The sequence below is a fragment of the Sorangium sp. So ce887 genome, assembly GCF_051521455.1.
Lineage (GTDB): Bacteria > Myxococcota_A > Polyangia > Polyangiales > Polyangiaceae > Sorangium.
Genome location: NZ_CP150354.1, coordinates 6344387 through 6357532, shown reverse-complemented (window position 1 = coordinate 6357532; position 13146 = coordinate 6344387). Strand labels below are relative to the sequence as shown.

The following is a 13146-nucleotide window of genomic DNA, read 5'->3' as shown; positions in this document are numbered from 1 at the left end:
GGCGAACCCACGCTGCTGCCGCTCAATTGCCCTCTGCGTCGCTGACGAAGGCGGGGGCTCGCTCGGCGAGGCCCCTTTCTCCTCCTGGTCCTCCTCACTCCTGGAAATCATCCCACGATCATCCATGCTCGCCATCATCCTCTCCTTACGGTTGGCTCGCTCGATTCAGGTCTCCGAACGGGGCCTGCGAGCCGGTCGGGGGCGGCGCTTTCCGTCCCCGGCCGGTCCGGGCGAGGCCGGCGATGTCCGCCCCCTCCCGGTATCGGTCAGGGATCCAGCGTTCGCCATCCCCTCCCGGTGCCGATCGGGAAGCGGCGTTCACCGCCTCCCTCCCAGCTGCGGAAAGGCCGACAGGCCCTTTCCGCGGGGGCCTGTTGTACCGGGCGGAACAACGTCAAGCGGGCTGAAGGTTGGGACGCGACGAATTGGGGGGAAGCTCACCAGAGATGCTTTTGGAAACCGAGGTGAGCCTGGAAATACCGAGAATGTCGTGCTCCCGCCGCGCGTCATGCCCTCTTGGCAAAGTCCCGCATGAACGCCGTGAGGCGCTCCACCGACTCCACAGAGACTGCGTTGTAGATCGAAACCCGGATACCCCCGGTCGACCTGTGTCCGGCGAGGCCCACCATACCCTCCTTTGCCGCTTCGGCGACGAAGCGTTTTTCCATCTCCTCGCTGGCCAGCCGGAACACCACGTTCATGAACGAACGGCTCTCCTTCTCGACCGGAGCCCGGAAAATCTCCGGATGTGCGTCGAGGGTTTCGTACAGCAGCTCACCCTTCTTGCGATTCCGTCGCTCGACCTCTTCGAGCCCACCGATCTCAAGCGTATACGCGAGCACGTTGCGCATGAGGTAGATTGCGAATGTCGGAGGTGTGTTGTAGAGCGAGTTGTTGGCTGCGTAAGTGGCATAACGGAAAATGACAGGAATGTCTTTTCGCCCGCTGTCAACGAGGTCCTTCCGGGCGATCACGACCGTGATCCCGCTCGGCCCGATGTTCTTCTGGGCGCCGGCGTAAACCAGGGCAAACCTGGAGATATCCATCTTGCGCCACAGGATGTCGGACGACATATCGGCGACGAGCGGCACGTCGCCCGTTTCAGGCAGCCAGTGCCACTGCGTCCCGAACAGCGTGTTGTTCGTCGTCATGTGGACGTAGGCGGCGTCCGGATCGAGCGAGAGCTCGCTCTGGTGGGGGACGCGGGTGTACCGCTTGTCGACGGCGGTGCTCGCGGCGACGCGGACGGTCCCGACGCGCTTCGCCTCGTCCAGGGCCTTCTCGGACCAGCCGCCGGTCAGGAGGTAGTCGGCGCTCCTGCCGGGCGGCAGGAGGTTCATCGGCACGACCGCGAACTGCATCGCCGCGCCGCCCTGCATGAACAGCACGTGGTAGTCGTCCGAGAGGCCGAGCAGCTGCCGGAGCAGCGAGATCGCCTCTTTGTGCACCGCCTCGAACGCCTTACCGCGGTGGCTGTGCTCCATGATCGACATGCCCGTCCCCTCGAAGTCGAGGAGCTCGCGCTGAGCGCGCTCGAGGGCGGGAAGAGGGAGCCCGGCAGGGCCGGCGTTGAAGTTGTGGACGCGCGCCATGGTGCTTCTCCTGAGGTTCAAGTCGGCGGTTCCTGATGCCGCCGCCGCGGCCGTATACCACGGGGGACGCCGGCTCCGCCCGGGCGAGCCGAGCAAGGGCCCGGGCGCGGCGGCCAGGGCCGCGCCGAGCTCTGCGTCTCGGGCCTGCCCGGGGCCGCGATCTGGGCTAAATTCACCGCTCCGGAGGCGAACGATGCTGGTGACCCGCGAAGAGATGGTGTTCGATTTCCAGGGCGCCAAGCTCGATCCCGTCAAGGACAAGGACGTGATCGTCTGGGCCGTCCAGCAGTTCCTCTACGGAGAGATCACCGGCGTCCAGATCGGTCACTGGCTCTACAACGCCCCGGATCTGGAGTCCGCGCGCTTCCTCGCGCGCCAGGCCGTCGAGGAGTTCCAGCACGTCGGCAACTTCCTCCGCATCCTCGAGATCCTCGGCGCGCCGCCGGAGAAGGCCGCCTGGAGCGTGCGCTTCCTCGCGACCGGCCTCATGGGCGGCGACTGGTCCGAGCACGTCGCCCTCGAGATGGCGCTCGGCGAGGGCCTCGTCCTCCAGGCGTTCTACGCGATGATCGACACCGTGGACGAGCCGGAGATCGTCGCGATCCTGAAGCGCGGCGTGCGGCAGGAGGAGCGCCACGTCGACTTCGGCGAGCGGCAGACGAGGAAGGCGATCGCGGGCAGGCCCGCGCTCCGGCGGCGGCTGCTCGGCCTCGCGCTCGTGTCGCTCTGGGGCGTGTCGCGGCTCGACGCGTTCATGAAGAAGCGCCTGCCGAAGGACCACCCGGCGCTGAAGCGCCTGCCCGATCTGGTCCGTCACTCGGTGCGGATCGCGGAGCTCCGGCTGACGCGCATCGGCCTGACCGACGCGCCGATCTCGTCGATGTCGGCCGCCCGCAAGCTCGCGCTCGTGGCGGAGGCGTACGCGGGCAAGCTCGCGTTCGGGCTCGCGTCGTGGGTGCTCTCGGTGCTCCTCTCGCCGCTCCGGCTGCTCGGCCTCGCGGGGCCGAAGCGGCTGACGGACACGTACCTGAGCGATCCGCTGGTCGTGGGCGGCGGCCGGCTCGGCGCCGCGGCGGAGGACGACCCGAGCGACGCCGGCGAGCAGGCGGGTCCGGGCGGCTCTCCGGCGGGGCACGGCGCGGCGGCGCGCGCCTGAGCGCGAGGGAGCGCGGGTGATCGACGACGAGGAGGAGCGAGCCGCCGGCGCCGGGGCGCCCGGCGCAGCGGCGACCGTCGGCGCGACGCGGGGCTTCCTCCCCGCTTCCCGGGAGCTGCCGCTCTTCGCCGAGCTGCCCGAGCTCTCGGGGCGGATCCCGTGGCGTCCCCTCGCGCACGCGCCGACGCCGGTCGTCCCCTGCGCTGCGATCGAGGGCTACCTCGGCCGCGGCGGCGTCTGGGTCAAGCGCGACGACGTGATCTCGCCGCTCTACGGCGGCAACAAGGTGCGGCGCTTCGAGTTCTTGCTCGCCGACGCGGAGCGGCGCGGGGCGCGGACGCTCGTCACGGTCGGCGGGCTCGCGTCGACGCAGGTCATGGCCACGGCCCTCTTCGGTCGGGCGCTCGGCTTCGCCGTCACCGCGGTCCTGTTCGACCAGCCGATCACCCGGTTCGGCCGCGGCGCGCTCCTCGCCGACGCGGCCAGCGGCGCGGAGCTCGTCCACGGCGGCGGGTACGCGACCACCGCGTTCCGGGCGATCCGGGCGCTGCGCCGGGCCGAGCGGCCCTACTTCATCCTGCCCGGCGCCTCGGCCGCGCTCCCGTGCCTCGGCTACGTCGACGCCATGCTCGAGCTCGCCGAGCAGGTCCGGCGCGGCGAGGCGCCGCGTCCCGATCGCATCGTCGTCCCCTCGGGGACGGGCGGGACGCTGGCGGGGCTCGCGCTCGGCGCGGCGATGCTCGGCTGGCCGACGACGATCGTGGGCGTGCGCATCACCGAGCGCGTCGCCTCGAACCGCGCCGTCGTCCGGTACGAGATCCGCAACATGAAGCGCCTCCTCGCCCGGCGCGCGCCGCGCTTCACCGCGCGGCGGCTCCCGCCTGTCCGCTTCGCGATCGATCACCGCGCGATCGGCCCCGGCTACGGCGCGCCGACCCCCGCGTCGATCGCCGCGATCCCCGAGGTGGAGCGGCTGATCGGCGTGCCGGGGGAGATCACGTACAGCGCCAAGGCGCTCGCCGCGCTGCGCGAGATCGGCCGGGAGCACCCGGGGGAGACGATCCTCCTCTGGCAGACGCTCTCGAGCGCGCGCCCGCCGCTCGCGGAGGGCGGCGCCGCGGCGCTTCCGCCCGCGTTCGCGAGGTTCTTCGAGGGGGACGTCGCGTACTGAGGGCGCGGCGCGCGGCGGCGCGCGCCGGATCACTTCACGTGCAGGCTGTTCACGAGCTTGTCGAAGTCGGCGCGCGCCGCGGTGACCGTCTTCTCGGGGCCGGTCATCTTGAAGAACCAGGGGTCGCCGGAGGGCATCTCGGCGATGGCGCCGAGCATGGCGTAGCTCGACTTCGGATCCTGGGCGGGCATGCCGGGCATCCCGGAGCCGGCGAACGTCCCTTTGACCTCGACGACCGTGACCTTGATGTCCTTGACCTTGAGCTCGGTGCGCTTCGGAGAGTCGTCGCTCTTCTGGGAGAACTGGCCGACCCAGCGCGTGATGTTCGCGTCCACGCTGCCGCCGGCCTGGCTGATGCTGAGCTCGGCGTCCTCGGTGTCGCCCGCGGCGCGCTTGATCTTGTACGTGGCCTTGCGCATCGAGTTGGGGTTCGGCGCGCTCTCGAAGCTCGCGGGGGCGTCCCAGGCGAGCTCGCCCGCGGCCGCCTGCTGGCCGCCGGCGGGCGCAGGCGCCGGGGCGGGCGCCGCCTGGGCGGGCGCCGCGGGCTTGCTTGTCGCCGGCGGCTCGGGCGCCGACGTGGCCGTCGGCTCGGGGGTCTTCGAGCACGCCGCGGCGAGCGCGGCGACGAGCGGCAGGACCATGGCGGAGCGGAGCTTGATCATCGTGGGGTGCCTCGGCGGGGGTTCGCCGCGACTGTAGTCGCCGCGCCCGGAGCCTCAAGCCGGATCGGACCTGCGAGGGCGCTTCCAGCGCTCCGGACGGAGGCGCTGTCGGTCGTGCAGCCGCGCGCGCCGCCGTGATACCACCAAAATTCATGGAGCCCACCTTCCGGCGCGCCTTCAACGCGGCCTTCGGCCCGTCGATCTACGCGGACATCCTGGGCCGCCTCGAGCGGCGGCTCGGCTGCTCGATCCCGTTCCGCGTCGCCGAGACGCCGCTGTTCCTGCCGGGCAGGCTGCGCGAGAACCTCGAGCGCTCCGCGACGGAGATCGTTCAGCAGATCTCGCGCCCGGCGCTCATCGAGCAGATGAAGCGCGCCATCCCCGCGCACCTCGACGTCCCCGGCATGGACGCGCTCCCCAACTGCGCGCAGGTGGACTTCGCGATCGTGCGCGGCCCGGACGGCGAGCTCGAGGGCAAGGTGGTCGAGCTGCAGGCGTTCCCGTCGCTGTACGCGCTCATGCTCGTGCAGACCGAGATCATGGCCGAGGTGCTCGCCGGGATGCCCGGGCTCGACCGTCGCTGGTCGTGCTGCTTCGGGGGCCGGAGCCGCGACGACGTCGTCGCGCAGCTGCGCCGCGCGATCCTCGCGGGCGAGCCCGAGGAGTCGGTGGTGCTGCTCGATCTCGCGCCGGAGCAGCAGAAGACCTACCCGGATTTCGTGGCGACGAAGCTCCTCGTCGGCGTCGACGCCGTCTGCCCGACGGCGCTCGTCCGGGAGAGAAACCGGCTGTTCCGCCGAGTGGACGGGCGGCTCGTCCCCGTCCGCCGGCTGTACAACCGCGTCGTGTTCGACGAGCTCGAGTCGAAGCGCGTCGAGCTCCCGTTCCGGTACGACGAGCCGCTCGACGTCACGTGGTGCTCGCACCCGAACTGGTACTGGACCTGGTCGAAGTACACGCTGCCTTACCTCGATCATCCGGCGGTCCCGCGGGCGCGGACCCTGAGCGCGCTCGACGGTGTGCCTCCGGATCTCGAGCGCTACGTGCTCAAGCCGCTGTTCTCCTTCGCGGGCTCCGGGGTGAAGGTCGACGTCACGCCCGAGCACATCGCGGCCATCCCGGAGGGGGAGCGCTCGAGGTGGCTGCTCCAGGAGAAGATCGCGTACGAGCCGGCGCTGATGATGCCTGACGGGACCGGGGTGAAGGCCGAGGTCCGGATGATGTTCCTGCGCGCGCCGGACGAGCCCGAGCTCTCGCTCGTGCTGAACCTGGTGCGGCTATCGCGCGGGAGGATGCTCGGGGTCGATCAGAACCGGGATCTGACCTGGGTGGGCGGCACGGTGGGGATCTGGCCGGTCGACTGAGGTCGCGCGTCAGGCGTGGAGCGCGAGCTGCCACGCGCCGAGGACGAGCCCGGCCGCGGTCGCGCCCAGCGCGACCTGGACGAGGGGGCCGCGCGGCGAGGGGCGGTTGCGCAGCGACAGGCCGGCGACGAGCCCGATCCCGGCGCCGCTGATCAGGCCGAAGACGTGCGCGCCGAGGTCGGCGCGCGGGCTCGCGCCGAGGGCGCCGAGGAGGGAGAGGCCTCCCACGAGCGGCGCGACGAGCTGGAGGAGGTGGCGCTTCTCGCCGCTGTCCTTGTCGTGCGCGCGGTCGAGCATGAGCTGCGTGGCGGCGAGCAGCCCGATCGCGCCGAACACCGCGGTGGACGCGCCGATCGAGGCGTGGTGGTGGCCGAGGCTCTGGTGCCAGAGCGCGTTCGCGAGGTTCCCGATCGTGCCCGAGGCGACAAGGGCGAGCGCGGTGCCGCCCGGCCCGAGGCGGCGCTGCACGGCGGACGCGAAGATCGTCCCGGAGATGACGTTGCCGATCACGTGGGCCGAGTCGGCGTGCAGCGTGAGCGCGGTGATGGCGCGCCACGGCTCGGGGCCCACGACGAGGTCGGCGACCGAGGCGCCGCGCTGGAACAGGCGCCCGCCGCCGCTCGCGGGGCCGGTGACGAGGAAGAAGAAGAGGGCGAGCGCGGCGAACGCGACGCCAGCGACCATGGACGGCGGGTGGCGCGGGCGCTCGCGCGGGCGGCGCGGAGGCCAGTCGCGGTTCTCCGCTTCGTACCGATCGATCGAGCTTGCGGCGAAGGCGTAGTCCTCGTCGCGCACGAGGAGCACCCAGCCTGCGTGGGTGTAACGCACCGCGTGCCAAAGCTCGCTCGACTGGAGGACGAGGGCCCATTCGCGGACCTTGCGTTCGGGCGTGACGGGCCCGATGGCCGTGAGCCCGAGCCCGTGGTTTTCGCCCTCTCCGCCGGGGGCATCGCTGTTCTCGATCATCGCCGCCCTCTCGCCGCGCGCCGGTGGCAGGATCGCGATCGGGACGAACCGCTCGCCAGCAGCATCTCGAGCACCCATACGGTCTTGTTCGCCCACGGCGGGTTCCTCCACGGTTGGTTGACCCCAGGTCGACGAAACCTGCGGATGAGGCTGGAGGCTGTCAACGCCGCCGCTCGGGGAGCCCGACCGCCTCTGTCCCGGCGTGACCCGCGCGGCCGGACCCTTGTGCGCGCGGCGCAGCGGTGGCAGTGCGTGGTTGTGTCGACAGCCATCACGCAGGGCATCCGGGTTACCGTCTCGACGGTGTACGTCCCCACGCAGTCATCCCCGACGGAGCATCGCTACGTCTTTGCCTACACCGTGCGGATTGCGAACGAAGGCACCGAGCCTGCCCAGCTGAGGACGCGGCACTGGATCATCACGCACGGCAGCGGGAAGGTGGAGGAGGTGCGCGGCCCCGGGGTGGTTGGCCAGCAGCCCTCGCTCAAGCCTGGCGAGCACTTCGAGTACACGAGCGGCTGTGTGCTCGAGACCCCTCGCGGCACGATGCGCGGCACCTACCAGATGCACCGCCCTGACGGCCGCGTCTTCGACGCCGAGATCGCGCCCTTCACCCTCGCGATGCCGCACTCGCTGAACTGACCCTCGCCAGCCGGGAAGCGCCAGCGGGGAGGGGGCCCGCGCACGGGCACCCCCTCTCCGCTGGCTCCGTCGCCTCTGAGCTACCCGACAGCCGCCGGCTCCACCGCCGCCCCGTTCGCCCTCGGCTTCTCGGCGTCCCCCCCGTTCGCCGCCGTGAACTTGAACGTGAAGTCGTCTCCCTCGAAGTCGACCGCCACGTTCCCCCCGTTCTCGAGGGCCCCGAAGAGCAGCTCATCCCCGAGCCGGCGCTTGATCTCGTTCTCGATGACGCGCCCGAGCGGCCGCGCCCCGTTCGCCGGATCGTACCCGCGCGTCGCCAGCTCGGCCCGCGCCCGCTCGGTCACCTCGACGGTGACCGACCTGTCCGCGAGCATCGCCGCGAGCTCGCCGATGAACTTGTCGACGATGCTCCCCATCACCGACGGATCGAGCGGCCGGAACATGATGCGCGCGTCCAGCCGGTTCCTGAACTCCGGGCTGAACGTGTTCTTGTAGGCCCTGTCGTCGTCGCCCGCCGTGCCCCGCTCGCCGAAGCCGACCCGCGATTGCGAAAGCTCCCGCGCGCCCACGTTGCTCGTCATGATCAGCACCATGTGGCGGAAGTCGCTCTTCTTGCCGTTGTTGTCGGTCAGCGTGCCGTGGTCCATCACCTGGAGCAGGACCTGGAACACGTCCGGGTGCGCCTTCTCGATCTCGTCGAGCAGGAGCACCGCGTGCGGCGTCTTCGCCGCCGCCTCCGTCAGCAGGCCGCCGCGATCGAACCCGACGTAGCCGGGCGGCGCGCCGATGAGCCGGGAGACGGTGTGGCGCTCCTGGTACTCGCTCATGTCGAAGCGCAGGAAGCCGATGCCGAGCGCCTTGGCGAGCTGCTTCGCGAGCTCGGTCTTGCCGACGCCGGTCGGGCCCGAGAACAGGAACGAGCCGATCGGCTTCTCCGGCGCGCGCAGCCCCGCGCGCGACAGCTTGATCGCGGACGCGAGCTGCTTCACCGCCTCGTCCTGGCCGAAGATCACCGAGCGCAGCGACCCCTCGAGATCCTTGAGCTGCGCCTTGTCCGAGGTCGACACCTGGCGCGGCGGGATCTGCGCCATCTTCGCGATGACGAGCTCGATGTCCGCGGTCTCCACCGTGTAGCCGTCGCCGTGGCGCAGGCGCGCCGCGGCGCCCGCCTCGTCGAGCAGATCGATCGCCTTGTCGGGCAGCCGGCGATCCTGGAGGTAGCGCGCCGACAGCTTGGCCGCGGCCTCGATCGCGTCGGGCGTGTACGTGACCTTGTGGAACTCCTCGTAGCGCTTCTGCAGGCCCTTCAGGATCTGCGTCGTGTCGTCGACCGAGGGCTCGGGCACCTCGATGCGCTGGAAGCGCCGCGCGAGCGCGCTGTCGCGCTCGAGGTGGCCGCGGTACTCCTGGAACGTGGTCGCGCCGATGCAGCGCAGGCGGCCCGATGTCAGCGCGGGCTTGAGCAGGTTCGAGGCGTCCATCGTCCCGCCGCTCGCGGCGCCCGCGCCGATGATCGTGTGGATCTCGTCGATGAACAGGACCGAGCCCGGCTGCTTCTCCAGCGCGCGCAGCACCGCCTTGAGGCGGTTCTCGAAGTCGCCGCGGTACTTCGTGCCGGCGAGGAGCGCGCCCATGTCGAGCGCGTAGACGGTCGCGTCCTTGAGCGGCGCGGGCACCTCCTTCTTCTCGATCCGCTGCGCGAGCCCCTCCACGATCGCCGTCTTGCCGACGCCGGCGTCGCCGATGAGGAGGGGGTTGTTCTTGCGCCGCCGGGCGAGCACCTGGATCGTGCGGGAGACCTCGTTCTCGCGGCCGACCAGCGGATCGATGCGCCCCTCGGCCGCCTCCTTGTTGAGGTTCATCGTGAACGCGGCGAGCGGGTCCTTGATCGACTGCGCGTTGCCGGGCTCGCCGCCCTCCTCCGACGACTCGTCGCGGAGGCTGTCGTCCTGGCCGGTCTTCGAGATGCCGTGCGAGATGTAGTTCACGACGTCGAAGCGGCTGATGCCCTGCTCGCCGAGGAGGGTCACGGCCTGGCAGTCGCGCTCGGCGAACATCGCGACGAGCACGTTCGCCCCCTTGAGCTCCTTCTTGCCCGAGGACTGCACGTGCATCGCGGCGCGGCCGACCACGCGCTGGAACCCGAGCGAGAGCGTCGGGCTCGTGTCCGCGTCGTCCGGCAGCGCCTCGATCTCCTCGTCGAGGAAGCGCTCCAGCTTCTTCTTGAGCAGCGGGGTGTCGCCCCCCGCGTGCCGGAGCACCTCGGCCGTCTCCTCGTCGAAGAGCAGCGCGTAGAGCAGGTGCTCGATGGTCACGAACTCGTGCCGGCGGCGCGAGGCCTCCCGGGTGGCGAGCGAAAAGGCGATCTCAACTTCGGGGCTGATGCGCATGGTCATTCCGGCTCGGCGGTCAACCGAAGGGGCATTCCGTGCTCCTTGGCGAAGTCCTGGACTTGGGCGACCTTGGTCTCCGCGACATCCTTTGTGTACACGCCCGCGATCCCGTGGCCGCGGTGGTGCACGCTCAGCATGATGTGCGTGGCCTCCGTCTCGGTGCGGTGGAAGAACTTCATCAAGACAAGCACGACGAACTCCATCGTCGTGTAGTCGTCGTTGTGGAACACGACCTTGTAGCGGCGGGCCTTCTCGACCTTCCGTTCCCGCTCCGTCGCGAGGTCGCCCTGCTTGTCTTCTCTTTCCTCAGGATCGTTCGGCATAAATCCGTCGGGAAGGATAGCAAGCCCCCCGCCTCCGCGAGCGGCCGACGAAGGAGGCTCCCGCTCGCGGAAGCATGCTCCGCCGGAACGTGTTCCGCCACGCGCGGCCCTGGATTTTCCGTCCGCTGTGGCGTTCTGGATCGGGGGCCGCTCAGGGGCAGCGCTGGAGGCGGGCCGGGTCCGCCCGGAGGCGCCGCCGGGGCCGCCCGGCAGGGCGCCGTCCCCTGGCGGGCGTGCGGGCGCGTGGGGTCACGCGGTCACAGGAGCGACGGGGCGGCGCCGAGGTCGATCTCGACGGGCGTGAGGCCCCAGATGTCGCGCGCGTACTCGCGCACCGTGCGGTCGGAGGAGAACTCGCCCACGCGGGCGATGTTGAGCGTGGACTTGTGCAGCCAGCTCTTCCGGTCGTTGTAGGCCGCGTCCACCTCGCGCTGGCAGGCGGAGTAGGCCTTGAAGTCGGCGAGCATCATGTACTCGTCCCGGCCGAGCAGCCGGTCGAGCAGGGGCTGGAAGAGCTCACGGTACTCCGGGGAGAAGAAGCCGGACGAGATGAGCTCGACCACCTCGCGGAGCTCCGGGTCGGCCGCGACGGCGTCGCGCCCCTCGAAGTGCGCATGGCGGCGGGCGATCACCTCGTCGGCGGTCAGGCCGAACAGGAAGAAGTTCTCCGGCCCCACCGCGTCGCGGATCTCGATGTTGGCGCCGTCGAGGGTGCCGACGGTGAGCGCGCCGTTCAGCGCGAGCTTCATGTTGCCGGTGCCCGACGCCTCCATGCCCGCGGTCGAGATCTGCTCGGAGACGTCGGCGGCCGGGATGATGCGCTCGGCCAGCGAGACGCGGTAGTTCGGCATGAACACGACCCGCAGCCCGGTGTGGCGCCGGTCGCCGTTCACGACGTAGGCGACGGCGTGGATGAACTTGATGATGAGCTTCGCCTGCCGGTAGCCGGGGGCCGCCTTGGCGCCGAAGATGAAGGTCCGCGGCGTCACCTGCTCGCCGCGCTTCTGGCGCAGGTAGAGCGCGACGATGTGGAGCGCGTTGAGCAGCTGGCGCTTGTACTCGTGGAGGCGCTTGATCTGGACGTCGAAGAGCGAGGAGGGGTCGACGCTGATGTCGAGCTCATGCGCGATGATCTTCGCGAGCGCCTCCTTGTTCTCGCGCTTCACCCGGGCGATCCGCTCGATGAACTCCGGGTCGCCGAGGTGGCCCTCGAGCTCGCGCAGCCGCTCGAACTCCGTCACCCAGCGCGGGCCGACCTTCTCGGTGACGAGCGCGGCGAGCGCGGGGTTGCAGGCGAGCAGCCACCGCCGGAACGTGACGCCGTTGGTCTTGTTGTTGAATCGCTCGGGCCAGAGGTCGTAAAAGTCGCGGAGCAGGTCGCGCTTGACGAGCTCGGAGTGGAGCTTGGCCACGCCGTTCACCGAGTGCGAGCCGACGACCGCGAGGTGGGCCATGCGCACGTGGCGCTCGTGCCCCTCCTCGACGAGCGACATCCTCGCGACGCGGTCGTGGTCCTGCGGGTGGGCGTCCATGACCTCGCGCAAGAACCGCCGGTTGATCTCGTAGATGATCTCGAGGTGCCGCGGCAGGAGCCGCTCGAAGAGCGCGACGGGCCAGCGCTCGAGCGCCTCGGGCAAGAGCGTGTGGTTCGTGTACCCGAAGGACGCGGTCGTCTGCTTCCACGCGTCCTCCCAGGTGAGGAGGTGGTCGTCGACGAGGACGCGCATCAGCTCGGCGATCGCGATGGCGGGGTGCGTGTCGTTCAGCTGGATCGCGTTCTTCTCGGCGAAGCGCGAGAAGTCCGGGTGGACCCGGTTGTAGCGGTTCACGATGTCGGCGATGGAGCAGGCGACGAAGAAGTACTCCTGCCGCAGGCGCAGCTCCTTGCCCTTGTCGAAGTTGTCGTTCGGGTAGAGGACCTTGGAGATGACCTCCGACTGGTTCTTCTCGTGGACGGCGTGCACGTAGTCGCCGGCGTTGAAGAGCTCGAAGTCGAACTCCTCGCCCGCGCGGGCGGACCACAGGCGGAGGGTGTTCACGGTGTTCGACTTGTAGCCCGCGATGGGCGTGTCGAAGGGGACGCCGATGACCTGCTCGGAGGGGCGCCAGATCACGCGGAAGCCGCCGCGCTTGTCGGGGACGCGCTCGGTGTAGCCGCCGAACGAGACCGGGACGGCGTGCTCGGGGCGCTCGACCTCCCAGGGGTTGCCGAAGCGGAGCCACTCGTCGGCGCGCTCGACCTGGTAGCCGTCGCGGATGACCTGCTCGAAGATGCCGAACTCGTACCGGATGCCGTACCCGTAGGTGGGCAGGCCGATGGTGGCCATGGAGTCGAGGAAGCACGCGGCGAGCCGCCCGAGGCCGCCGTTGCCGAGCCCGGCGTCGGGCTCCTGGTCGGCGAGCTCGTCGAGGTTGAGGCCGAGCTCGCCGAGGACGGTCTTGTAGCTGTCGTAGATGTCGAGCGCCTGCAGGTTGGCGACGAGCGCTCGGCCGAGGAGGAACTCTGCGGAGAGGTAGTACCCGCGCTTGACGTCCTGCTCGTAGTAGGTGTGCTGGGTCTTGGTCCACCGGTCGACGAGGCGATCGCGCACCGAGAGGGCGAGGGCGACGTACCGGTCGAACGGCGTGGCGGACAGGGATTCCCGGGCGCGCGAGTAGTGGAGGTGGTCAGCGAAGGCGCGGCGGAGCGCCACCGGGTGCATGCCGGTGCGGGCGTCCGGCGCCGGGTTTCCGCGGAAAAAAGCGGCGGGGGCGTCTCGCTGAGGGGTGTCTCGCTGGGCGGGGGTTTCTCTCTGACGGTTGGGATCGACGTCGATCGGGTTGGCCATGGCGGCGCACTTTAGACGGATCCGGGCCGGGCTGGTGGGCTGCGCGACG

General features: G+C 70.4%; 10 protein-coding genes. 4 read left to right on the top strand and 6 right to left on the bottom strand.

What is annotated here, in order from left to right; all coding sequences use genetic code 11:
• Window positions 1-506: 506 nt before the first annotated feature.
• Window positions 507-1592, bottom strand: a complete 1086-nt coding sequence (gene serC, locus WMF36_RS23420; protein ID WP_437572958.1) for a 3-phosphoserine/phosphohydroxythreonine transaminase — start codon at window positions 1590-1592, stop codon at window positions 507-509.
• Between the two features lie 193 nt (window positions 1593-1785).
• Here serC and WMF36_RS23415 point away from each other — a divergent pair, with 193 nt between their 5' ends.
• Both WMF36_RS23415 and WMF36_RS23410 read left to right on the top strand, forming a co-directional pair.
• A complete protein-coding gene (locus WMF36_RS23415; RefSeq protein WP_437572957.1) occupies window positions 1786-2748 on the top strand; it encodes a ferritin-like domain-containing protein in 963 nt (320 codons plus the stop codon).
• A gap of 16 nt (window positions 2749-2764) precedes the next feature.
• The gene (locus tag WMF36_RS23410; RefSeq protein ID WP_437572956.1) at window positions 2765-3919 is read left to right on the top strand and encodes a 1-aminocyclopropane-1-carboxylate deaminase/D-cysteine desulfhydrase; all 1155 of its coding nucleotides are present in this window, start codon (window positions 2765-2767) and stop codon (window positions 3917-3919) included.
• Window positions 3920-3948: 29 nt separating this feature from the next.
• On the opposite strand, the gene WMF36_RS23405 is transcribed toward WMF36_RS23410, so the two are convergent.
• Window positions 3949-4581, bottom strand: coding sequence for a hypothetical protein (locus WMF36_RS23405; protein ID WP_437572955.1), 633 nt, complete (start codon window positions 4579-4581; stop codon window positions 3949-3951).
• A gap of 152 nt (window positions 4582-4733) precedes the next feature.
• On the opposite strand from WMF36_RS23405, the gene WMF36_RS23400 reads away from it, so the two are divergent.
• Window positions 4734-5945 (top strand): hypothetical protein, encoded by a 1212-nt coding sequence (locus tag WMF36_RS23400; RefSeq protein ID WP_437572954.1) that lies wholly within the window; start codon window positions 4734-4736, stop codon window positions 5943-5945.
• Between the two features lie 9 nt (window positions 5946-5954).
• On the opposite strand, the gene WMF36_RS23395 is transcribed toward WMF36_RS23400, so the two are convergent.
• Complete coding sequence (locus WMF36_RS23395; RefSeq protein ID WP_437572953.1) at window positions 5955-6989, bottom strand: rhomboid family intramembrane serine protease; 1035 nt, start codon at window positions 6987-6989, stop codon at window positions 5955-5957.
• A 180-nt stretch (window positions 6990-7169) separates the two neighbouring features.
• Here WMF36_RS23395 and apaG point away from each other — a divergent pair, with 180 nt between their 5' ends.
• Window positions 7170-7553 carry a Co2+/Mg2+ efflux protein ApaG gene (gene apaG, locus WMF36_RS23390; RefSeq protein WP_437494901.1) on the top strand — a complete coding sequence of 128 codons (384 nt, stop codon included), beginning with the start codon at window positions 7170-7172 and terminating at the stop codon, window positions 7551-7553.
• Window positions 7554-7633: 80 nt separating this feature from the next.
• Here apaG and clpA read toward each other — a convergent pair whose 3' ends face one another.
• From clpA to WMF36_RS23375, 3 genes are all read right to left on the bottom strand, one after another.
• Window positions 7634-9949 carry an ATP-dependent Clp protease ATP-binding subunit ClpA gene (clpA, locus tag WMF36_RS23385; protein WP_437572952.1) on the bottom strand — a complete coding sequence of 772 codons (2316 nt, stop codon included), beginning with the start codon at window positions 9947-9949 and terminating at the stop codon, window positions 7634-7636.
• Window positions 9946-10269, bottom strand: coding sequence for an ATP-dependent Clp protease adapter ClpS (gene clpS, locus WMF36_RS23380; RefSeq protein WP_437494666.1), 324 nt, complete (start codon window positions 10267-10269; stop codon window positions 9946-9948). Before clpS ends, clpA begins: the two co-directional genes overlap by 4 nt.
• A 257-nt stretch (window positions 10270-10526) precedes the next feature.
• Window positions 10527-13097 carry a glycogen/starch/alpha-glucan phosphorylase gene (locus WMF36_RS23375; RefSeq protein WP_437572951.1) on the bottom strand — a complete coding sequence of 857 codons (2571 nt, stop codon included), beginning with the start codon at window positions 13095-13097 and terminating at the stop codon, window positions 10527-10529.
• Window positions 13098-13146: the final 49 nt, after the last annotated feature.

Excerpts from the sequence above, each read along its gene's own strand:
- WMF36_RS23415 (WP_437572957.1), top strand. The coding sequence starts at position 1,786 with ATGCTGGTGACCCGCGAAGAGATGGTGTTCGATTTCCAGGGCGCCAAG.
- WMF36_RS23375 (WP_437572951.1), bottom strand. The coding sequence starts at position 13,097 with ATGGCCAACCCGATCGACGTCGATCCCAACCGTCAGAGAGAAACCCCC.
- WMF36_RS23405 (WP_437572955.1), bottom strand. The coding sequence starts at position 4,581 with ATGATCAAGCTCCGCTCCGCCATGGTCCTGCCGCTCGTCGCCGCGCTC.
- clpA (WP_437572952.1), bottom strand. The coding sequence starts at position 9,949 with ATGACCATGCGCATCAGCCCCGAAGTTGAGATCGCCTTTTCGCTCGCC.
- serC (WP_437572958.1), bottom strand. The coding sequence starts at position 1,592 with ATGGCGCGCGTCCACAACTTCAACGCCGGCCCTGCCGGGCTCCCTCTT.
- WMF36_RS23400 (WP_437572954.1), top strand. The coding sequence starts at position 4,734 with ATGGAGCCCACCTTCCGGCGCGCCTTCAACGCGGCCTTCGGCCCGTCG.
- clpS (WP_437494666.1), bottom strand. The coding sequence starts at position 10,269 with ATGCCGAACGATCCTGAGGAAAGAGAAGACAAGCAGGGCGACCTCGCG.
- WMF36_RS23395 (WP_437572953.1), bottom strand. The coding sequence starts at position 6,989 with ATGGGTGCTCGAGATGCTGCTGGCGAGCGGTTCGTCCCGATCGCGATC.